Here is a 19,722-nt window from a genome sequence, read left to right on the forward strand (position 1 = left end):
TCCCGAAAGGGGAGTAAACAGCCTGGCCTCACAAGGTCTGTACTTACACCGCGCCATCTCTTGACCCTACGCTCTTAAGATCGGTGGAGAGTGGAGCGTGAAGCTAGAGAAAGGGCATTTTCGAGACGTTCACTTCGCTCACGAGAGGACGAGAACTCCCTCTCTCCTGTTTCTCGTACTCTCTCCTCATCTCGTACTCTCGATGCTCTTCTTTGAAACAGACACCCTCCGCCACTTCGTGGCCCTCCTCCCTCAAGGGAGGACTTAAGATCAAGATCATCAGGAGCCAAATACAGCATATACTGCCAAAGGAGAAGAAGCATAATATGATTTCTTTTTTTTGCTCCTTAACTTATGGGTAATGATAAGCCCTCAAGGGAGGACTTAAGATCAGGATCATCAGGCGCCAAATACGAATTCGCGCAAGAATCAGCATATTTATGGCATTTGACTCCCTGACTTATGGATAATGATAAGATTTCTAAGAGCTGAGGTGGCCCATTCTTTTAGTGGTTGTCTCGTTTTCTTCAATCAATTTTCCCAGCCACTTTTCCATCTATTGACAGTCAGCAATAACGGTATATAATCTTTTTGACTAACCAGTCAGTCAGGAGGCCGAAATTGAAATCCTCAGATGTCAACGAGGCTCGAGAAAGAATAATAAAATCATCGATTGCGTTGTTTTCTCAAAAGGGATTTCACGCCACAACTGCAAGCGAGATAGCGGAAGCTGCGGGCGTAACCAAAGGTCTCATATACTATTACTTCAGTAGCAAGGAAGAGATTCTTACCCACATCGTGGATTCTCTGCTAAAAGACGCGACTACGATAGCGATGGACTTCGTTCAGGCAAGTATTATCCAGATGATAAGAGATGGCGAGCTAGATATAGAGCATGACAGGATGAAGTTCATCGATGAAGACTCGGTTGCGCGTTTCGTGAAGAGGTCGCTCTTCTATTACGACAGGATACTCGATTATCTAATTGAGAACAGGCTAATTCTGAGAATATTGATGTTCGAATCCTTGAAAGAAAGCAAACACCACGACGACCTCTTCAGATTGCTTGATCTCACAAGAGATACCGAGGACAACCAGATTTTCAAATCGATTTCCGAGGCAGATAGCGACTTCAACTACTCGTCAGAAATGACGCTTTTCAAATTCTTCTTCTCGATAATTCCACTTGTAACCTTTGCGGCTTACTACGACGACCTCAAAAAGAAGAGTCTGATGAGTGATGAAGAGTTGCGCAATTCGTTTTTACAATCATTTCGAGTTGTTCTCTCTTCTCTGATAAAAGGGACCGAGATTTCTTTGAGGACAGGAAATCTTGGTCAATCGTGATCGGAGCTCGCCAGCGAGAAGTTTTCACGAAGCTTTCTGGTGGGACTTCCTAGTTTTGAGACGATTCTCATCTGGAATGAATAATTAGATAAATGAAAATTGTGGAGGATACTATGACTTGGCATTTCATTGAGATAAAAGCAGTTACCGAACAACTTGAAGTCGATCCAGAAGTAGGCCTTAGCTTTTTTGAAGCGGAAGAACGTCTCGGCAAATACGGCGAAAACATTCTCCGCGAGGAGAAAAAGAAGACGAATCTTGAACGCTTTGTAAAGCAGTTCAAGGACGTTATGATAATCATTCTGATTGCCGCCGCAGCGATTTCGTTTCTTGTCTCGATCTTCGAAAAGGAAGGGTTCTTTGAGCCGGTTCTGATAATGCTTATTGTCATCTTGAACGCTGTTATCGGTGTAATACAGGAGAGCAAGGCAGAGAAGGCTCTGGATGCCCTGAAAAAGCTTTCCTCGCCAAACGCCAGGGTAATCCGTGACGGAGAACAGAAGTTGATTCAAGCATCGAAGCTGGTACCGGGAGATATTATCCTAATTGAGGCCGGTGATTTTGTTCCTGCCGACGCGAGAATCATTGAAAGTGCGAGTTTGAAGGTCGACGAGTCTGCCCTGACCGGTGAATCGGTCCCCTCCGAGAAATCGGCAGATGCAATCGTTAAGGAAGAGGCCTCTATCGGTGATAGACACAACATGGTTTTCTCGGGATGCGGCGTCAGCTATGGAAGAGGGAAGGGTATCGTCGTTGAGACTGGAATGAAGACAGAAATGGGGAAGATCGCGGGCCTGCTTTCAGGAGAAGAAGACACTCAGACTCCTCTTCAACATAGACTGGCCGCTCTTGGGAAGTATCTCGGCATCGCCGCTCTTATCGCCTGTGGAGTGATTTTTCTTGTCGGGCTTATTGAAGGTATTCCAATAATGGAGATCTTCATGATCTCTGTTTCGCTCGCGGTTTCAGCGATTCCGGAAGGGCTTCCGGCGATTGTGACCGTTGTGCTTGCCATTGGAGTCCAACGAATGGTGAAGAGAAACGCTATTATTCGGAAGCTGCCCGCCGTGGAGACTCTCGGAAGCGCTACGGTAATCTGTTCAGATAAGACGGGAACTCTCACACAGAATAAAATGACCCTGGTCAAGGCCTTTTCGGCTTCTTCGTCAGTTACTGAGGAGATCAGCGATGATAACTCGTCTGACATAAAGGACCTCTTGCTGTACGCTACGCTTTGTTCTGACGGCAGAGTCGTTATTGAGGATGGAGAAGAGAAGCACATCGGTGACCCGACTGAGACCTCTATAGTGCTGGCAGCCATGAGAAATGGGATCCTAAAAGATGAGATAGAGAAGAAGTATCCGAGACTGGCCGAGATACCGTTCGATTCTGAACGGAAAATGATGACAACTATTAACGGCATCGATGGAAAAAACGTAGTAATTGTAAAAGGCGCAATAGATTCAGTTTCCACAAGATGCACATCAGGAGATGTTCAAAAGGGTAGAGAGATCGCGGAGGAAATGGGTAGCAGCGCGCTTCGAGTTCTTGCCGTCGCCTACAAAGAAATCCAAAAAATTCCTGCGACCCTCGATCCAGCTGAGATTGAGAGTGGTCTTACGTTTCTCGGTCTCGTAGGTATGATAGATCCGGCGCGTCCCGAGGCGAAAGAGTCCGTCAGACTGTGCCGGCAGGCAGGGATCAGGCCGGTTATGATCACCGGCGATCACAAACTCACAGCTGCGGCTATTGCCAGAGAAGTCGGCATCTTGCTTGATGGAGATGAGATTGTAACCGGAATTGAGCTGTCAAAAATGCCTGATGATGAACTGGACAGGAGGGTAAGAAATATCTCGGTCTATGCAAGAGTGTCGCCGTCAGACAAAATCAGGATCGTTCATGCATTGCAAAAGCAGGGTGAAGTCGTTGCAATGACGGGGGACGGGGTGAACGACGCTCCAGCTCTAAAAGCTGCCGATATCGGATGCGCGATGGGAATAACCGGAACAGATGTTGCGAAGTCCGCGGCCGACATGACCCTTACCGACGATAATTTCGCGACGATTGTATACGCCGTTAAGGAAGGCCGCGGCATATACGACAATATCAGAAAAGTGGTCGGTTTCCTTCTGGGAACAAACATTGGAGAGATACTTACAGTCTTCACCGCCATGATGATCTGGAGAGAAGCCCCGCTGATATCTGCGCAACTGCTCTGGATAAACCTCGTGACCGACAGCCTGCCAGCGATCGCGCTCGGCATGGAGCCAGTGGAGAAGGATGTCATGAATAGAAAGCCTAAACCTAAGAATGAAGGCATTTTTGCCGGGGGACTGGGACTTCAGGTTCTTCTTCAAGGAGCTATGTTTGCCATTCTCACTTTGATTGGCTTTGCGATTGGCTGGAAGAGCACCGGAGATGTTATTGCAGGAAGAACCATGGCCTTTGTGATTCTTTCTTTGACTCAGATCTTTCACTCGTTTAATATGCGGTCAAGTCACTCGCTGTTCAGAATCGGGATCCTTTCAAACAAAGTGCTATTTCTTGCTGTGCTGACTTCGTTTACGATGGTGGCTGCCGTTGTTTTCATCTCTCCTTTCGCGACAATCTTCGGATTGGCTCAACTGGAGACACCGATGTACGTTCTGGCTCTCCTTCTCTCGCTGGTGCCTATTCCCGTAATTGAGATTGCGAAGTTGATTGGACTGATTCGCCACAAGCGTTGACAGAATGAAAGTAAGGCAGCTGCCTGTATCTGGGTCGGCTTTGCTCTCAAGTTTCTTCGCGCGACACAGTACTACTGTTACAACGAGTCGCCAGTCGATTCTCTTGTCCATATGGTTGCAATCGCGGGCTGGGACGATTTCATATCGGTTGCGCGTGCGCCCGTGCCGAGAGCGTGGCTTATAGGAGACAGCTTGAGTGAAGATCTCCATGACGGAGAGTATCTCTGGATTTCTTACTATGACACGGTCTTTCTCAAGGGAAATAGCTATGCGGTAAGTTTTGTCCAGCCAGCGGTGAAGGATACGATCGAATGAGCTATCAATCCAGTGAAGGAGCCTTTTCAGAACCGGTGACAACGTCGTCAATGTACAAGAGCCATGGCTACAGTTCTTTGGGTTTTGATTCTTGGGGAAGTTCCCGTTTTATTGCCAGAGAAGACGGTTCTATCAAAACTGTTGGCCTCATACTGCCAACACATAGAATGAAAGAGATTAGAATTGTGGCTCTGAAAAATCGAGTCTGATTTTCTTTAGAAAAAGTACTTCCGGGGGCAGAAGTTACTTCCGATATAGGAAGTAGTTTCCAATCCTTTGTGGTCCTTCGGAGTTCCGTTTCTTTCCATTGCGTTGATGCTCCGTCCTGTAAATCCGGATAATGTCGAGAGCTGTTTCATGTTGCTGGCCTGAAAGAGCGACATGTCATCATTTTGTACGTGTTTCCGCATCTTGCTCTTTGACGATAAACATAGAACGGCTTTCATGTGAACCATAGTGGCATAATCTTTTTGTATTAGGTATCCTCTAGGGAGGAGCAGATGAAGAGCCCTGCTTGACTTTTTTTTCTGTCCGTAGGAATAATCTCGCAGATTTTTGTTTTCTATTTCTCGTTTAGTCTGAAAAATGGAGTCTGACCCTATTTAATTTGACCAAAAAATGGAGTCTGACCCTATTTAATCTACGCTCTATTCAACAATCGACGCCTTTCCTGGCGCAGTTGCAACAAGCATTCTTGGCATTTCGCCTTACCCCCTGTTCAAAAACTGTTTTCTCGTTTCGATTATTATCCCATACGATAAACTACATGCTTCGGTTCTTGAAGACAATTCCATGAATTGAAGAATCGTAAGTGTTTTTGGGGTGATAGCGAAAGCATTGAATTTGTTGAAGGAAGCAATCAACCATGGTTTTTTCCAGCTGCTTCTTTTGGACTCGTAACCTGCCAATCCTAAATCCAGGCTTTACTTAGAGCTTCCCATTGTAAGGCCCCGAACGAGGTCGTTTTGCACAAGGAGACCGAAAACTATCATAGGGAGTACGGTGATTATTGCCGCTGCGCTCATTACACCCCATTCAATATTTCTTTCGCTAACGAACATGTTGACCAGAACGGGTAGAGGTCTGGTGTCTCTGCCTGTAAGAACTAGGGCAAACAGGAACTCGTTCCAGGCGATGAGGGCGCATAGTATGGACGTGGCCGAGAGACCGGGCATGACGAGGGGGAGGACAACTCTCCTCAAAGATTGAAATCGCGTGCACCCATCTATCATGGCAGCTTCTTCGAGAGAATTGGGGATCTCCTGAAAGAAACCGCGCATCATCCAGATTGCAAACGGGACGCTGAAAAATGAAAGCGCCAGTACGATAGGGAGGTAAGTGTTTGATATTCCTAGATATCTTGCGATCATAAAGAAGGGCAGAACCATGACAATCGGCGGCGTCATTCTCGCCAGCAGGACGACGAAAGCGATAGTGTTTGCATGTTTCCAGTCAAACCTTGCCAGAGCATAAGCCGCAGGCACCCCAAGCAAAAGCGCTATGACTGTCGAGAAAAACGTTATCATAACACTGTTGATCAGAGAACGGACAAACTCGGAATTTCCGAAGAACTTCGCGTAATTCTGGAAGGTGATACGTGCTGGAACCCACTTGGGTGGCATCGAGAACTGGTCGGCCTCAAATTTGAAAGAGGAAAGCAGTATCCACGCCAGTGGTACCAGAGTCCAGATTAGCGCCATAGCTATGACCACAAAAACCACTATTCTGGTGAAAGGTTTCTTCCTAAGCATAGTTCTTTCCACCGCCTATTATCTTCATGTAGAGTATTGTGAAGAAAACCGCTATGGCGAAAGTAAGCATGTTAATCGCCGAAGAAAAGCCGACGTTATACGCCTGAAAGGCAGTTCTGTAACCGTAGAAGGCGAGAGTCTCCGTAGCAGTTCCGGGACCTCCTCCAGTCATTATAAACACAATATCGAAGACACGCAGAGATGTGAGGGTCCTTATTACCACTGCGACCAGTATAGAAGGCCTGAGAAGCGGCAGCGTTATGTAATGGAATCTCTGAAGGGAACTTGCTCCATCCACAAATGCCGCTTCATACGGTTCGTAAGGGATTGATTTGAGCCCTGCAAGCAAGACGAGAGTCACAAATGGAATGTACTCCCACGCATCTGCAACAATCAATACAGGCATCGCCGCAGAAGGATTTGACAGAAGGGGTTTTTCGACAAGTCCTCCAAGCCCGAGCTGTCTCAATATATGAATAATTGGTCCATAGTCACTGTTTAGAACAAAGCGCCAGACATACCCCACAACGACGGGAGCGATCATGAATGGAACGAGCAAGACCGACTGAACAATCTTCCAGCCTTTGAATTCCGTATCCAGGGCAAGAGCTATGCACAGCCCCGCAATCAGCTCTATTAAGACCGCCCCCAAAACAAAGTAGAAGGTCCTTCCCACAGTGTCCAGCGTGAAAGGGTCGGTGAATAGCCTGACGTAATTGCTGAAGCCTGCCGCTCTTATGCCCAGATCCGGCCTGAGCAGATTCCACCGCAGAAAGGACATCACGATAGTATAGGTCAGTGGTATCATGAAGATTATGACTATAAAAACCATTGAAGGAAGAATATACCAATAACCTCTAGATCTACGTCTCGACTTCATTTGATCACCTACCATAGAAAATGCCGGGCCTTTCGACCCGGCTCCGTATCAAATCAATAGTAGCCTCCGTCTCTCATAAGTCTGTCAACTTCCTTGACTGCGTCATTCAAAGCCTTTTCGGCAGTTTTCGTTCCCGCCAAGAATTCCGAGACGGCCGGAGCTATTATGCCGCTCACAATGCTTCCGCCTTCGGGAATCAAAGGTACTATTGGCGTCGGGATGCACTTTTCCATAGCAGCAGCGAAATCGCCGATCCATGGGAAAGACTCTGCGAGCTCCGGACTGTTCAGAGCAGAGAACCGTGCAGGAATGTTGCCAGTAGGCGCTGCTTCAACCTCGTTCTGCGTCTCTGTTACATAAAGTAACCACTCCAACGCCGCTTCCTTGTCCGGAGCGGCACTGCTGACCGAGAACCCCCAGGAAATGTAGAGCATCGGAAGCTTCTCTCCCAGTTTTTCTTCTGGTCTCGGGAATCCAACGAAACCACCCTTGCCAACTACAGACGACCTCGATTGATCTTCGACGTAGAACATTCCAGTTGTCCAAACCTCTGCCATTGCGCTCCGCCCACTTATGAATTCGTTCAAGGCTTCCTGGAAGTCATAGTTCATTGCAGCGGGATTGGCGAACTGGAACATGTACTTCACTTCTTCCAGAGCCTCGATGCCGGCTTCGGAGTTGAAGATCGGGCGCATGTTCAAATCGAGCAATGCTCCGCCTTTTGCCCACAGCCTCTGCATGAAGTGGGTTGCAAGAAAGATGCTTCTTCTTCCCATGAGAGTTACCCCGTAAAGATCAGGCGGCCTGTTGAAAAACTCTGCGACATCTCTGTATTGCTCTAAAGTCTGCGGCGGCTGAAGTTCGTAGCCGTATTTGGCAATGAAATTAGCCTTTTCAGTCGGGTCTTCGAAAAGGTCCTTTCGATAGATTATTCCTCCGAGTTCGTTCATGTAGGGCACGATGTACGTCTTTCCATTCAGCTTCGCGTTTCTTATTCCCGGAATATCCGACTCGTCGATCTTCTCGTATCCGGGAATATCGCTGATCGGATAGATGTAGTTCCCAATCGAAAGAGCGGGGTACCAGAGCATAGAAATGTAAGGTACGTCTATCTCTACCCTTCCGGAAGTGTACCCGAGCATTAGTTGATCAAGGTAATTTGCATAAGGAAACTGCTGAATCTCCACTTCGATTCCGGTCTCTTTTGTAAACCCCTCCATTCTGGTCTTCCAGGCGTCTGTGTGAATTCCAACCTCGCTTGAGAGCTGAAGCGGAACCGCGAAACATGAAACAGTCAAGAGAACAACAAGAAAAAGCAGAAATCTGTTTCTCATAGAATCCCCTCCCTTCGGTCGTTATACAAGATCTTCGCTGTACATCTTCTCTATTGCAGTCAAGGTTATTTCGATCGCATCTTTCACTGAGTCTTCGATTTGGTCTCTCCTCGGATTTTTAACGGAAAGATCAACCTTTGAGCCGGCAGATTGCCTGTATCTGTTCGCATAGCATACACCTATGAATCCAGCCTTTACGCCACGCAGGTAAGAGATCACAAATAGTGCCGAAGCCTCCATTTCGAGTGAGACTACCCTTCTTCTGCTCCAGCTCTGAAAGTATTCGGGATCGCGTTTGTAAAAGCAGGAATGAGTCCAGTTGATTCCCGTAATGATCTCTCTTCCAAGAGTTCTTGCCGAAGCCGTCAGAGATGAGTAAACATCTGGAGAAGGCACTGCGGGAAAATTCGCCGGGACGTAGTAGTTCGAGGCTCCATCATCACGTACGCAACCATACGGCACAACGATGTCCCCCTCATTTACGTACTCCTGCAGTCCGGCTACGCTGCCGATCCTTATCAGCACCCTCGCCCCCACATTGATAAGCTCTTCATATGCAATACTTGCTGAAGGGCCACCCATGCCGGTAGAAGTAACGGAGACTGGTTTGCCGTTGAACTCACCTGTATAGGTGATAAGACCTCTGTTTTCCGCAATCTTTTTTGTGCTGCTAAGTCTACTGACAATCTTCTCAACTCTTCCCTGATCTCCCGGGACGATAACTACTGGCGCTATGTCTCCCGCCTGGCACTCGATGTGATACTGAAGCTTTCCTTCAAGTCCGACTGGCTCTCTGTAATCCTCCATCATAATGTCACCTCAAATCTTCTTTCTGAGAACGTGTATTCTGAACACCGCCGTGTTTATGAAATCCTCCGAGTAGAGCATGGGAACGTTTTTGATATCCCTGTGAACTTCCTTCAGCAGCACTATTGATGAGCCCGGTCTCATTTTGAGCAGTCCGGCCAACTCTTCGTCGACAAGTCTCGATTCTATTTCGGCAATTGCGTATCTGATTGGATCCTTGAAGTTTTCTTCCAGAAGATCAAATAGAACCAGTTCCTTTGCCTTCCTTCCCTCAAGCGTCTTTAACAGGGCTTCGGTTTTTCCGGGAATCCTCTCGGATGCGATGTAAGTTCTGGCAAATATTGCAGGTACGCCATCGGCTGCATAGACCCTCTCTGTGAGCACCAGGCTCACGTTTTCAGGCATCTCTAGCTTTTCTGCCAGCCTTTCATCGGCCTTGACCTCGCAAAACTTGTCATAGATGAGCTCGGGGTTCTTTCCCGAGCTGGAGATGATTCTCGTCAGACCCCTCAAGTATTCAATCCCCGTATGAACAAGCCCGCTGTCTTTCACAACAAAGGTTCCGAGACCCTGCCTTCTTACGACAAGGCCGTCCTTTTCCAGCGCCGTTATTACTTCTCTTAGAACGGTCTTGCTTGCACCATAATCCTCGCAGAGCTTCTCTATTGAAGGAAGCTGCGTCCCGTCGCTCATCTTCTGGACTTCTCTCTCTATTTGCGAATATATGATCTCGTAAAGTGATTTTCTTCTTGCCATGAATTCGATCTACCCCCAATAACTCTAGTCATCATACGTATTATGTATGATGTATTATGAGTATACAAAATAAAGTCTTCATTTCCGTACTTAATTTCTGGCGATGTCGACCGATTCCAATTGCCTAGGCGTGATTATTTGGATTGTTCTTATCTTCAGGCATTATTGCAGCCACAATGAAGAGCTTTTGATTTCGGCCTTCGATTCACAGCAGAATTATTTTCTCAAAGAGCCGTTCCTGTGTCCATTGAAATACAAGACCCACGCACTTTCATGTAAGGAACAAGGGTTAACGAAGATTTGTAGGAGGAAGATGGGTTTTTTCGAGAATAGAGAAATCATCTCTAACATTTTTACGACTCGACTACGGTTCAAGAGAGAAGAGTGAAAGTGATTAGTTGTCAAATCCTGCTTGTAGGATCCGCGCCGTCGAGCCAGATTGCCCTTTGGCATTGACGCTTCAAGGGCTATAATTCAATTGAATTAGTTAGTAGTTTTTATTTACCAACTGGAATGATGTCCTTCTGGTGTTTTCTGTAAGCGATCTCCCGGTTGTCAGTCATGAATCGGCGGAGAAGAAAATGAAGGAAGGAAGCGGGGGGGGAAGAAGTGGTATCGAAACTTACTGAGATCAGAACGAGCGAAATTCTGAGGATAATTAGAGAAAGGAAGAGTACTTCTCGAGTCCAAATAGCGAAACTGACCGGACTCAGCAAACCGACCATATCTTCAATTGTCAACGACCTTGTTGAAGAGGGAGTTGTAAGAGAGAACGGGCTCGGACAGAGCAAATCTTCCGGTGGCAGGAAACCTATAAATATCTCTTTCGCAAAAGATTACAGAAACGTACTAAGTGTTGACATAGGCGGAACCAAGACTATCTTCGCGTTGATCGATCTCGACGGAAATATCTTGAAACGCGACACTATAGACACTGACCTTCTTCGAACCGAGAGGGGTCTAGTAGATGAGTTGAATGAGAGGCTCGAGAGTTACATAGAGGGAGTCGGAAAAGAGAAGGTACTGGGAATCTCTTTAGGCATTCCCGGTACGGTAGACAGGGCTACGCAGAAGATAAAATACATGCCCTCCTTCGACATCGGCAATCTTGATCTCAAGACGCCGGTCGAGAAGAAGTTCGGGATTTCGACGCTGATCGAAAACGATGTTACACTTGCCGCCTTCGGGGAGTCATGGATCGGTTCTGCAAAGGAGTACAATGATGTGATTCTGGTTTCGATCGGAACCGGTATAGGCTCAGGTATCGTCATAAATGATTCGGTTTACAGAGGATGCGTCGGTGGAGCCGGCGAAATCGGCGAATTTGTCACCGACTGGTCTACGGAATCAAAGATGAATGCTGGATTTGGAAGGCTCGAACAGTGGTTCTCGGGATTTGCTCTCGAGTCTTTCTGCAGGAAAAACGGCTGGGAATTCAGCGTAAAGGACCTATTCGAGAAGATGGACTCCGATGAGAGAATCCTCAAAAGAATTGTGGGAGGCTGCGAACATCTTGCGCTTGCATTTGCCAATGCAATTATGCTTCTCGATCCGGCAAGACTTTTGATAGGGGGTGGTATTGGCTTCAACCAGTATGACCGGATTTTCCCGATAATCGACAGCACTCTGAGGAAGGTTCTTCCTCAAGAGCTTTACAGACCTGATCTACTTGTCAGAGCGGCTCTTGAGCCTTACAGTGTTGTCATCGGCGGAGCTTATTTTGCTCAGAAAGAGTTGCTCCTTAAAGAGGTTCTAGGGGGAACTTCGGGATTTTGAACGGCAGGAAACTACAAGAGGAGGTACTTATGAGAAAGATTACTGTTCTACTGGCTTTGATCTTCGTTCTAACGGCAGGAATTCTATTTGGGACGGACGTTGCAGTTTTGCTTCCCGGAACCGTTGAATTCTTCAGCGTCCAGAGAGTAGGGTTGGATGCGGCCGCTAAGGAGTTTGGACTGAACCTGATCTATGCGGACGCAGAATGGGATGCAGGCAAGCAACTGTCTCAGGTTGAGAACTTCATTGCAAGAGGTGTAGATCTCGTGCTACTTTGCGCGGCGGATAACATGGCCCTTCGAACGGCGGTAACTCGCTGCGACGAAGCCGGAATTCCATTGATAACATTCACAAACAGCATCGGAACAGATCCTGAAGGCAAGTATCCGGGTGTCATTAGCCACATAGGTCGTTCTGAGATAGGATCAGGCGTTGTCCAGGCAGAATTTGTCGAGAAGCTCTTTGGGAACGCCGACATCGACATAATTCTTATAGAAGGTAATCCAGGTACAACTGCCCAGAGAATGAGAGAAGAGGGTTTTCTCTCCGTTGCTGAAAGAAATCCTTCCTGGAGCATAATTGAGAAGCGCCCTATCGACGGCTGGACAAAGGAAGGAACGCTTGCGTTCATGGAGGCTTTCCTCCAGAGCGGCAGAAATGTCGACGTCATTGCCTGCCAGTGGTGGTCGGGAGCCATAGCGGCATCGATGGCGCTCAAGGAGAGAGGAATCACCGACGTAGTGGTTTTGGGCCTGGAGTATGCGAAAGAGCTCGTTCCTTACATTGAAGCCGGAGACGTTTACGCTTCCACGTATTTCTCGGTTATTGAAGAAGGCTACAAAGCAGTTGAGGCCGCCCATCTATACCTGACCGGCCAGGAAGTGCCAAAGTTCATCGAGATCCAGCAAGTAATGGTTACAAAGGATAACGTGGCCGATTTCGAACCGGAAATGTAAGAGAAATACGATAGGAGGTCGCTGATGTCTGAAGCAGGTAAGATCAATATCCTCTCACAGCTGTTCTTTAACGAGGAGCTGTCCAGGGATAATTCAGGAAGCCTTACAGAGAAACTTTCGAAGGCAAAGAAGGCAGGACTTGAGAAGCTCATTATCTGGTCGGTCCGGCCCGAATATCTTTCCCCGCTTGTCTCGATTTGCAGAGACGTCGGGGTCTCTCCGCATCTCTGGTATCCCATGCTGGCAGACACGCCAGTAGATTTCGATACGGACGCCTTCAAGATAGTCAGAACGATAGAAAGCGGCCGGTCGGAGATACTGGAATCCCAAAAGGCCGGCGGTGAGGAGTTTGAATTTCTTTGCCCCAACAAGATAAGTCAGGAGGAGGCCTTTCTAAGCCGCTTCGAAGAAATCCTTGGTCTTGCCGACTTCGACGGTGTCTTTCTCGACAGGATCCGTTTTCCTTCGCCGGCCAACGGGATAGGAGAGATGCTTACCTGCTTCTGCGACACCTGCAAAGAGAGATCGAGCGCAACGGGTTCAGCCTTTGAGGAGGCAATTCACGGTTTTTTAAGAAAGCTCGGTTCGAAGAGGGGAATGGACGAAGTACTTGAAACTCTCAAAGAGTTTTACATAATTACCGGGGAATTTCTCGAGTTCAGAAGGTCATCGGTGCTCCAGCTGCTAACTCAATATTCCGACAGGGCGAAAAACGTGGGCCTTGAAGTGGGCGTGGATCTTTTCTCCCCTTCTCTTAGAAATATCGTTTCGCAGGATTACGAGAGAATATCCAGGCATGTGGATTGGATGAAGCCGATGATTTACTGCAAAACAATGGGGCCGGCCGGACTTCCGATGGAACTTCTCTCTCTGGCGCAAATTCTCGTGGATCACGCCTTGCGGCTTTCGGAGAGAGAAGCGCTTGAGATTATCGGAGAGCTGACCGGCCTTCTGTTGCCTGAAAGCTTTGAAGAAATAAGAATGAGCGGCATCGATCAGAAGAACTATGTACTCGAGCTGAATAAGATCGACCAGATGAATCTCAATCCGGTAACCAGGATCTTCCCAGGCTTTGAGGCGGTCAATATTCCACCTGTATGTTCGGTCGGACTGGACGAAGTCGGGAATTATGTAGAGGCAACTCTTAGAAAAGGCCATGATGGGTTTGTTCTCTCGTGGGATATAAGGCACATAAGCGATAAGATTCTCGAGTATGTGGGTGATTTAGTTGAATAGAGATACTACCGGCTCTAGACTCATTCTAGAAGTGAAGGAATTATCCAAGAGCTTTCCCGGTGTTCAGGCTCTTGACAGGGTAGACATGGACGTGAGAGAGGGGGAGGTCCACGCTCTTCTGGGAGAGAACGGATCGGGAAAGTCGACGCTCACAAAATGCATTGTCGGAGCTTATCAGAAAGATGCCGGGACTATTCTCTACGACGGGAAGGAAACAAGCTTCTCATCTCCAACGGAATCTTTCAGGCAGGGAATAAGTGTTATCTATCAGGAGAGGAGCCTCATTCCCAAATTCACTGTCGAGCAGAACATATTCCTCGGTGACGAGATGCAGGTCTCGGGCCTGCTTTCAGAGAAGAATATGAGAAAGAGATTTCGCAGCCTTTGTGAATCGTATGGATTTGATCTCTCACCGGACGAGAAGATATTCAGGCTCGGGGTGGCACAGCAGAAGGTTGTGGAAATCATGAAGGCACTTTCCAGGAATTCGAGGGTAGTGATTATGGATGAGCCGACGGCCTCGCTTTCGAAGGAAGAGTCGGATCATCTCTTCAAGATAATCTCGCAACTTAAAAGCAGGGGAATCTCGATTCTGTATATCACACATATCCTGGAAGAGGTCTTCAGAATTACAGATAGAATTACAGTCCTCAGAGACGGCAGAAAGGTCTCCACTCTGAATACTGCTGAAACTGACAGAGAAGAAATCGTCAATTTAATGGTCGGTGAAGTCTTTCATGATATCGAAGATATTTCGAGCTCTGCAAACTACGATCTTCCACCCGTCATATCTGTGAAGAACGTTCAAAAGTTGCCTAGAGTCAGGGATATCTCATTCGAAGTCTATCCCGGTGAAGTGCTTGGAATTACCGGTCTCACCGGCTCGGGAAAAACAGAGCTGGCCAGGGCGATTTTCGGCGCCGAGAAAGCAGACAGCGGCGAGATAACTGTCGAGGGCAAGAGAGTGAATCTGAGCTCGCCGGTAGATGCCATAAATGCAGGGATAGCGCTGATCCCAGAAGACAGGAAATCCGATGGCCTCATAATGCTTTTCGAGGTCTTCAAGAATATTACTCTCCCTGCGATAAGCGATTTCACTGTGACACCCGGATTGATCCTGACAAAGAGAGAGTATGTCAAGGCGAATGAATACAGGGAAAGGCTTAATATCCGACTTGCTTCGATACATCAGCAGACGAAGTTTCTCAGCGGAGGCAACCAGCAGAAAGTCGTAATCGCAAAGTGGCTGCTGACCAGCCCAAAATTGCTGATCATGGACGAGGCGACACAGGGAATCGATGTGAAGGCAAAGAGTGAGATTTACTCGATTGTGAGAGAGCTTGCCGAGAACGGCTTCTCCGTTATCTTCATTTCCTCGGAAGTGCCGGAAGTTCAGAGAGTATCCGACAGAATCCTTGTAATTGCAGATGGAGAGGTCGTGGGAGAATTCAAACGCGGAGCTCGCCAGGACGAGATCCTGAAGAAGGCGTTGAGCGGAAAACAAGAGCATCTAGATAATCAGGTGGTGAGTTGAATGTCAGGACCCGCTGTTAAGTCGAGGTTGGTAAGCTTTCTGGGAAAGTACAAAATCATCATAGCATTCTTTGTGTTGGCGCTGGTCATCTCGCTTATGACACCCAATTTTCTGTCTTGGAGAAATATCATAAACATATTCAGGCAGAGCTCGATAATCGGCATAATGGCTATCGGCTCCACCTTTGTCATTATCGGCGGCGGGTTCGACATCTCGGTCGGATCACTGCTGGCTCTTTCCGCCGCTATGGCGGTTGGACTGCAATCTTCTATGCACTGGTTCCTCGCAGTGATTGTTGTTTTGCTTGTTGGTGCCGCCTTTGGAGCGGTAAATGGATTCCTTAGCTCGAAAATCCATATCCCGCCAATCATTGCCACTCTGGGGACTATGACGATTATAAGAGGGATCGTTTATATGTATACGGGCGGCTATCCTCTCTATGTCGATTCAGAAGGGTTTGCTTTCATCGGCAACGGCTACATAGGGCCGATTCCCTTTCCAATAATTTTGCTGCTGATCCTAGTAGCTCTCGGTCAGTTCATTCTTGTCAAGACGAAATTCGGCCGGTACTCCTGTGCCATCGGCGGCAACAAAGAGGCGGCAAGACTCTCAGGAATCAAAGTCGACTTCTACATAACCCTGACCTTCGTTGCCGGAGGAGTAATGGCTGCAATGTCAGGAATCGTCTACGCCTCAAGGCTGCTTTCAGTTACACCTCTTGCCGGCCAGGGCTATGAGCTGGATGCGATAGCTTCTGCGGTAATCGGTGGTACAAGTGTGTCTGGGGGAGAAGGTTCAGTCGTAAGAACTCTCATCGGGGCGTTGTTGCTGACGATGATAACCAATGCGTTCAACCTGATTGGGATAGATCTCTATGTTCAATATGTGTTCAAAGGACTTGTAATTCTGGCAGCGGTTGGATTCGATTCATTCTACAAGGCCCGTGGCTAGAATGTAGACTCTGAATACGAAAAGAGCTCCTAAGGATAATCTTGGCTGCTCAAATTCACTGTGTCAGAAGTCGCCGGTGCTGATGACGATCGATGAACGGGACGTTCCCCCCCTGAACTATACCGTCAATCGCACTCTTCACCCCTTGTATGCGTAGCTCCATCTCTTTCTGCGGAAGGAATCCTTCATCGCATCCGCCGTACACAGTCAGTGCTCTCTTCAACTGATCACCTCCAGTGAAATCTTTGCTGCAATTAGAGCACAGCTCCTATCTCGGAGTATCCAATCGACTGCGAATGCGCTTGCACCAATTCTTTGAGGTGCGTGAGAGTGCCTAAGAGGTTGGAAACCGCAAGCAGAAGCAGTAACAAAAACAAGAGATCTATAAAACTCGGATAGCCTTCACTATGCGTGTCTAAGTCTAAGATTACCGAATAGGTAATAGAGAGAGAGGTGTCTTCAGCCAGACAAGGTCTCAATGTTTCTAGGTTTTGCAAGTTCGTAAAGCTCTCACAGGTAATCGAGTATGTTTATAGGATGCTAGTACTCACGGCAAGGCTGGCAGAGGACTACATACGAGATAGGGTAAAGTCTGTAGATCAGCGTGAAGAAGCAGTAACACCTGTGAGATAATATATTCCTTGGGCATCTGAAGATTCCACAGAGATGCCCACAGCAGTAACAAGAGAATCAAATGAAGCCTGAACAGGTAAAAAAAGCAGTGATCTAAAACGAGGTACGTATGCTTGGATATTTCAAACCGGGGAACTCGATTTCGCCCGAAGCGAGAAGACAGTATCAGGTTATCTACTGCACGCTCTGCCATAATCTCAAGAGGCTATACGGAACAAGGGCTTCAGTGCTTTTGCAGCATGATCCGATTTTCTTCTCGATTCAGTCAGGTTTTCTGCCTTCGATCGATGAAGAAAAGGTAATAAAAAAGAGCTGTATTATACAACCCAAGAAAGTTGAAGTATTGGCAGGGTATGAGGCTTACTTTGATCCATTGTCTGATCTTTCTGTATTGATGATCCTTATAGCCCTATGGGACAAGGAGTTCGACAATGAGATTACTATAAGAAACAGGATCTTCTTGAAGATCCTTGGCAAGGTCTTCAGACTATCCGAGAGGAAACTTGCGGAGAGGGAGATATCGATTTCCGATCTGAAATCAGAGTGCTTAGCCGCGCTGGAAGTCGAACGAGATCCAAAGCTTAATCCTTTGGACAGGCTAAGCAAATTCATAGAGTTCGGGGGAAGACTGACCGCTGAATTCTTCCCTGCTAATGGAAACTCAGAACGCAGCGAATCTATTTCCATAAATATGCTGAAAATCATGTACCTTGTCGATGCGCTGGAAGACTTTCATTCTGACGTAGCTAAAGGGTCTTTCAACCTCTTACAGGGTCAGAACCGTGAAGACATGATAGGTTTAGTCGAGAATGGCGTGGAGTCTTCGTTGAAGGCCATATATCTTCAAGGAAAACCTTCACTGGACACTTATTATAGAGAGATCGTATCAAGCGCAATGAATACTGTGATGAACAGTCTTGAGATAGCGAAAGAGAAATTCGATAAGGAGGGCTGAGAATGGCCAATTATTACGAGGTGCTCGGCGTAAAGCCAGATGCAACTCAGTCTGAAATTCGGAAACGTTATCGTGAACTCGTAAGTCTTTATCATCCCGACAAACATTCCAACAATCCGCTTCGTGAACTCGCAGAACAGAAGATGAAAGAGATAAATGAAGCCTACGAAGTCCTCGGGACTCCGGAAAAACGCGAGGAATACGATTCGGGAGTCCATACGGAAAGAAGTTATCATTACAGTGACAGGGCTTCCCAGAATTACGATATTCTGATCGCCAACGCAACCGAATCATACTCTCAAAGGCTCTGGGGGAAAACCATCGAATACTGCACGCAAGCGATAGCTATCGACAGCTCGAGATATGAAGCGTTCGGAATAAGAGGAATTGCGCAAAGCAGCCAGAACAACCACTCGAAAGCGATTGAGGACTTAGAAACCGCAATCAGGAATGGTGGACAAGACGATTGGATATTCGCTCAACTGGCCTTTAGCTACGCCGAACTTGGTAATCACGCTGAAGCGATAACATATATCAAGAAAGCTATGCAAGTGGGTTCCAGAGAGCCGAACTATCTGGCGTTTCTAGCTATCCAGTACGAAAAGTTAGGTAGCCAAACCGAGGCTTCGAATACCTGGAATGAACTGAGGTCTGTAGATCCAAACAACGAAACACTCAAACAAAGAGATCAGGTCTGGAAAGTGGGCGGTGCCTACGTCAACAAGAAAGACGTGGGAACTACTGCCGCTGCTTGTGCCACCTGTATCTTATGTGATCTCCTCTGCAACTGCTGTTGACATTGATATGGATAGAGCCCTGGAGCTTTTGAGAGAGTATGGATACTTGGTTGTCTTCTTTGGTACAGTAATAGATCAGTCTGGCATTCCTGTCTTTATCGTGTCGGGCGGGATACTCATAGCCGCAGGCATACTTAAACCGGTACCCGTTATACTCTTGTCCATTCTCTCTCTGCTCTCCACCGATATTCTGTTTATTCTGGTGGGTAATTACTTCAGAAATGCAGTCAGCGGCAATTACTCCAGCTCAAAAAGTGTATCTTGGCTAAAGCGTTTTCTGGTTCTGGGAACAGGCCTTTTTCTCTCTTCACCGCGACTCTTCTACCTATTCTCGAAAGTGATTCCCCTAATAGGGAAATATGTGCCCGTGTTCGCCGGATTCAGCGATTCACCGAAAGCGACCGCTATCTCTCTATTCGCAGTCGGCGACCTGATATGCACAATTCTGTTTCTGGCGGGCGGCTTTTTCTTAGGAGACTTATTTATTAGCTATTCTAGGAGCATAGCCGTCCTAACAGGTCTAGCTTTTCTGATAATATTCCTCGTAATCAGCAGGGCTATGAAGAGAGAAGTCAAGAAGAAGATCTAGTGTAGACTGAACTCGACCGATCTTAAGAGCACACTCCCCGTCGGCAGGAGCATGCCGCCACCCCGCTCAAGCGGGGACTTAGATCAGAAGCGTCAAGAAGCTCCGCTGTAAGCTTAAGAACAAAGACCGGCTGATCGCTGAACGCTGGGTAGAGCATGGACCCGCTGGGAAGATCAGGAAAGCGTAGCTTTCGAGGCTGGGGGTATGGGGTAGCAGGTACGTAAGATCATGACCAACCTTCTGAGTCAGCAGCTGACAACGAAGTTTCTTACCTGTTGGGAGGTTCGTAAGATCTTGACCTACCCCCTACCTCGCACCCGCTACCACTACTCAAATTTGACCCCTTTGACCCCCAAAGGTTGGACAAGAAGTGAGAGAA

The 19,722-nt window shown here is 47.4% G+C and carries 18 protein-coding genes; 11 read left to right on the forward strand and 7 right to left on the reverse strand.

Annotated elements, in window-relative coordinates; translation table 11 throughout:
* Positions 1–103: 103 nt before the first annotated feature.
* Positions 104–235, reverse strand: a complete 132-nt coding sequence (locus tag RJ60_RS16275; RefSeq protein WP_258006290.1) for a hypothetical protein — start codon at positions 233–235, stop codon at positions 104–106.
* Between the two features lie 386 nt (positions 236–621).
* On the opposite strand from RJ60_RS16275, the gene RJ60_RS11325 reads away from it, so the two are divergent.
* From RJ60_RS11325 to RJ60_RS16280, 3 genes are all read left to right on the forward strand, one after another.
* Entirely contained in the window at positions 622–1,347 is a 726-nt protein-coding gene (locus RJ60_RS11325; RefSeq protein ID WP_103134746.1) for a TetR/AcrR family transcriptional regulator, read from the forward strand.
* 113 nt (positions 1,348–1,460) lie between these two features.
* Positions 1,461–4,073 (forward strand): calcium-translocating P-type ATPase, PMCA-type, encoded by a 2,613-nt coding sequence (locus RJ60_RS11330; RefSeq protein ID WP_103134747.1) that lies wholly within the window; start codon positions 1,461–1,463, stop codon positions 4,071–4,073.
* A gap of 192 nt (positions 4,074–4,265) precedes the next feature.
* The gene (locus RJ60_RS16280) at positions 4,266–4,388 is read left to right on the forward strand and encodes a hypothetical protein (protein ID WP_258006291.1); all 123 of its coding nucleotides are present in this window, start codon (positions 4,266–4,268) and stop codon (positions 4,386–4,388) included.
* Between the two features lie 923 nt (positions 4,389–5,311).
* On the opposite strand, the gene RJ60_RS11345 is transcribed toward RJ60_RS16280, so the two are convergent.
* Genes RJ60_RS11345 through RJ60_RS11365 form a run of 5 tightly spaced genes read right to left on the reverse strand, consistent with a single transcriptional unit; the run spans position 5,312 to position 9,916 of the window.
* Positions 5,312–6,139, reverse strand: coding sequence for a carbohydrate ABC transporter permease (locus RJ60_RS11345; RefSeq protein ID WP_099830302.1), 828 nt, complete (start codon positions 6,137–6,139; stop codon positions 5,312–5,314).
* Positions 6,132–7,019 (reverse strand): carbohydrate ABC transporter permease, encoded by an 888-nt coding sequence (locus RJ60_RS11350; protein WP_243392372.1) that lies wholly within the window; start codon positions 7,017–7,019, stop codon positions 6,132–6,134. Before RJ60_RS11350 ends, RJ60_RS11345 begins: the two co-directional genes overlap by 8 nt.
* Before the next feature lie 53 nt (positions 7,020–7,072).
* Positions 7,073–8,353, reverse strand: a complete 1,281-nt coding sequence (locus RJ60_RS11355; protein ID WP_099830304.1) for an ABC transporter substrate-binding protein — start codon at positions 8,351–8,353, stop codon at positions 7,073–7,075.
* A 21-nt stretch (positions 8,354–8,374) separates the two neighbouring features.
* Complete coding sequence (locus tag RJ60_RS11360; protein ID WP_243392373.1) at positions 8,375–9,163, reverse strand: nucleoside phosphorylase; 789 nt, start codon at positions 9,161–9,163, stop codon at positions 8,375–8,377.
* A gap of 9 nt (positions 9,164–9,172) precedes the next feature.
* Positions 9,173–9,916: a GntR family transcriptional regulator gene (locus RJ60_RS11365; RefSeq protein ID WP_099830305.1), complete on the reverse strand. Its 744-nt coding sequence runs from the start codon at positions 9,914–9,916 to the stop codon at positions 9,173–9,175.
* A gap of 609 nt (positions 9,917–10,525) precedes the next feature.
* Between RJ60_RS11365 and RJ60_RS11370 the strand changes: the two genes are divergently transcribed.
* From RJ60_RS11370 to RJ60_RS11390, 5 genes are read left to right on the forward strand one after another with little or no spacing between them, the layout of a single operon-like run.
* Positions 10,526–11,692, forward strand: coding sequence for an ROK family transcriptional regulator (locus tag RJ60_RS11370; RefSeq protein WP_099830306.1), 1,167 nt, complete (start codon positions 10,526–10,528; stop codon positions 11,690–11,692).
* Between the two features lie 29 nt (positions 11,693–11,721).
* On the forward strand, positions 11,722–12,648 hold the full coding sequence (locus RJ60_RS11375; protein WP_099830307.1) for a sugar ABC transporter substrate-binding protein: 927 nt from the start codon (positions 11,722–11,724) through the stop codon (positions 12,646–12,648).
* Between the two features lie 24 nt (positions 12,649–12,672).
* On the forward strand, positions 12,673–13,884 hold the full coding sequence (locus RJ60_RS15605; RefSeq protein ID WP_099830308.1) for a hypothetical protein: 1,212 nt from the start codon (positions 12,673–12,675) through the stop codon (positions 13,882–13,884).
* Positions 13,877–15,418: a sugar ABC transporter ATP-binding protein gene (locus RJ60_RS11385; protein ID WP_243392374.1), complete on the forward strand. Its 1,542-nt coding sequence runs from the start codon at positions 13,877–13,879 to the stop codon at positions 15,416–15,418. Before RJ60_RS15605 ends, RJ60_RS11385 begins: the two co-directional genes overlap by 8 nt.
* Positions 15,419–16,369 (forward strand): ABC transporter permease, encoded by a 951-nt coding sequence (locus RJ60_RS11390; protein WP_099830309.1) that lies wholly within the window; start codon positions 15,419–15,421, stop codon positions 16,367–16,369.
* A 55-nt stretch (positions 16,370–16,424) separates the two neighbouring features.
* Here RJ60_RS11390 and RJ60_RS15610 read toward each other — a convergent pair whose 3' ends face one another.
* Positions 16,425–16,592, reverse strand: a complete 168-nt coding sequence (locus tag RJ60_RS15610) for a hypothetical protein (protein ID WP_180979939.1) — start codon at positions 16,590–16,592, stop codon at positions 16,425–16,427.
* Between the two features lie 519 nt (positions 16,593–17,111).
* Between RJ60_RS15610 and RJ60_RS11395 the strand changes: the two genes are divergently transcribed.
* Genes RJ60_RS11395 through RJ60_RS11405 form a run of 3 tightly spaced genes read left to right on the forward strand, consistent with a single transcriptional unit; the run spans position 17,112 to position 19,343 of the window.
* Positions 17,112–17,957: a DUF5685 family protein gene (locus RJ60_RS11395; RefSeq protein ID WP_103134748.1), complete on the forward strand. Its 846-nt coding sequence runs from the start codon at positions 17,112–17,114 to the stop codon at positions 17,955–17,957.
* Positions 17,958–17,959: 2 nt separating this feature from the next.
* Positions 17,960–18,754 carry a J domain-containing protein gene (locus RJ60_RS11400; protein WP_103134749.1) on the forward strand — a complete coding sequence of 265 codons (795 nt, stop codon included), beginning with the start codon at positions 17,960–17,962 and terminating at the stop codon, positions 18,752–18,754.
* Between the two features lie 7 nt (positions 18,755–18,761).
* Entirely contained in the window at positions 18,762–19,343 is a 582-nt protein-coding gene (locus RJ60_RS11405; protein WP_133117339.1) for a hypothetical protein, read from the forward strand.
* Positions 19,344–19,722 lie beyond the last annotated feature (379 nt).

This window comes from Mesotoga sp. B105.6.4 (assembly GCF_002896535.1).
Classification (GTDB): domain Bacteria; phylum Thermotogota; class Thermotogae; order Petrotogales; family Kosmotogaceae; genus Mesotoga.

Coding starts and splice junctions, on each gene's coding strand:
- RJ60_RS11395 (WP_103134748.1), top strand. CDS start 17,112: ATGCTTGGATATTTCAAACCGGGGAACTCGATTTCGCCCGAAGCGAGA.
- RJ60_RS11355 (WP_099830304.1), bottom strand. CDS start 8,353: ATGAGAAACAGATTTCTGCTTTTTCTTGTTGTTCTCTTGACTGTTTCA.
- RJ60_RS11350 (WP_243392372.1), bottom strand. CDS start 7,019: ATGAAGTCGAGACGTAGATCTAGAGGTTATTGGTATATTCTTCCTTCA.
- RJ60_RS11390 (WP_099830309.1), top strand. CDS start 15,419: ATGTCAGGACCCGCTGTTAAGTCGAGGTTGGTAAGCTTTCTGGGAAAG.
- RJ60_RS11365 (WP_099830305.1), bottom strand. CDS start 9,916: ATGGCAAGAAGAAAATCACTTTACGAGATCATATATTCGCAAATAGAG.
- RJ60_RS11360 (WP_243392373.1), bottom strand. CDS start 9,163: ATGATGGAGGATTACAGAGAGCCAGTCGGACTTGAAGGAAAGCTTCAG.
- RJ60_RS11345 (WP_099830302.1), bottom strand. CDS start 6,139: ATGCTTAGGAAGAAACCTTTCACCAGAATAGTGGTTTTTGTGGTCATA.
- RJ60_RS11375 (WP_099830307.1), top strand. CDS start 11,722: ATGAGAAAGATTACTGTTCTACTGGCTTTGATCTTCGTTCTAACGGCA.
- RJ60_RS11405 (WP_133117339.1), top strand. CDS start 18,762: ATGGATAGAGCCCTGGAGCTTTTGAGAGAGTATGGATACTTGGTTGTC.
- RJ60_RS15605 (WP_099830308.1), top strand. CDS start 12,673: ATGTCTGAAGCAGGTAAGATCAATATCCTCTCACAGCTGTTCTTTAAC.
- RJ60_RS11330 (WP_103134747.1), top strand. CDS start 1,461: ATGACTTGGCATTTCATTGAGATAAAAGCAGTTACCGAACAACTTGAA.
- RJ60_RS11400 (WP_103134749.1), top strand. CDS start 17,960: ATGGCCAATTATTACGAGGTGCTCGGCGTAAAGCCAGATGCAACTCAG.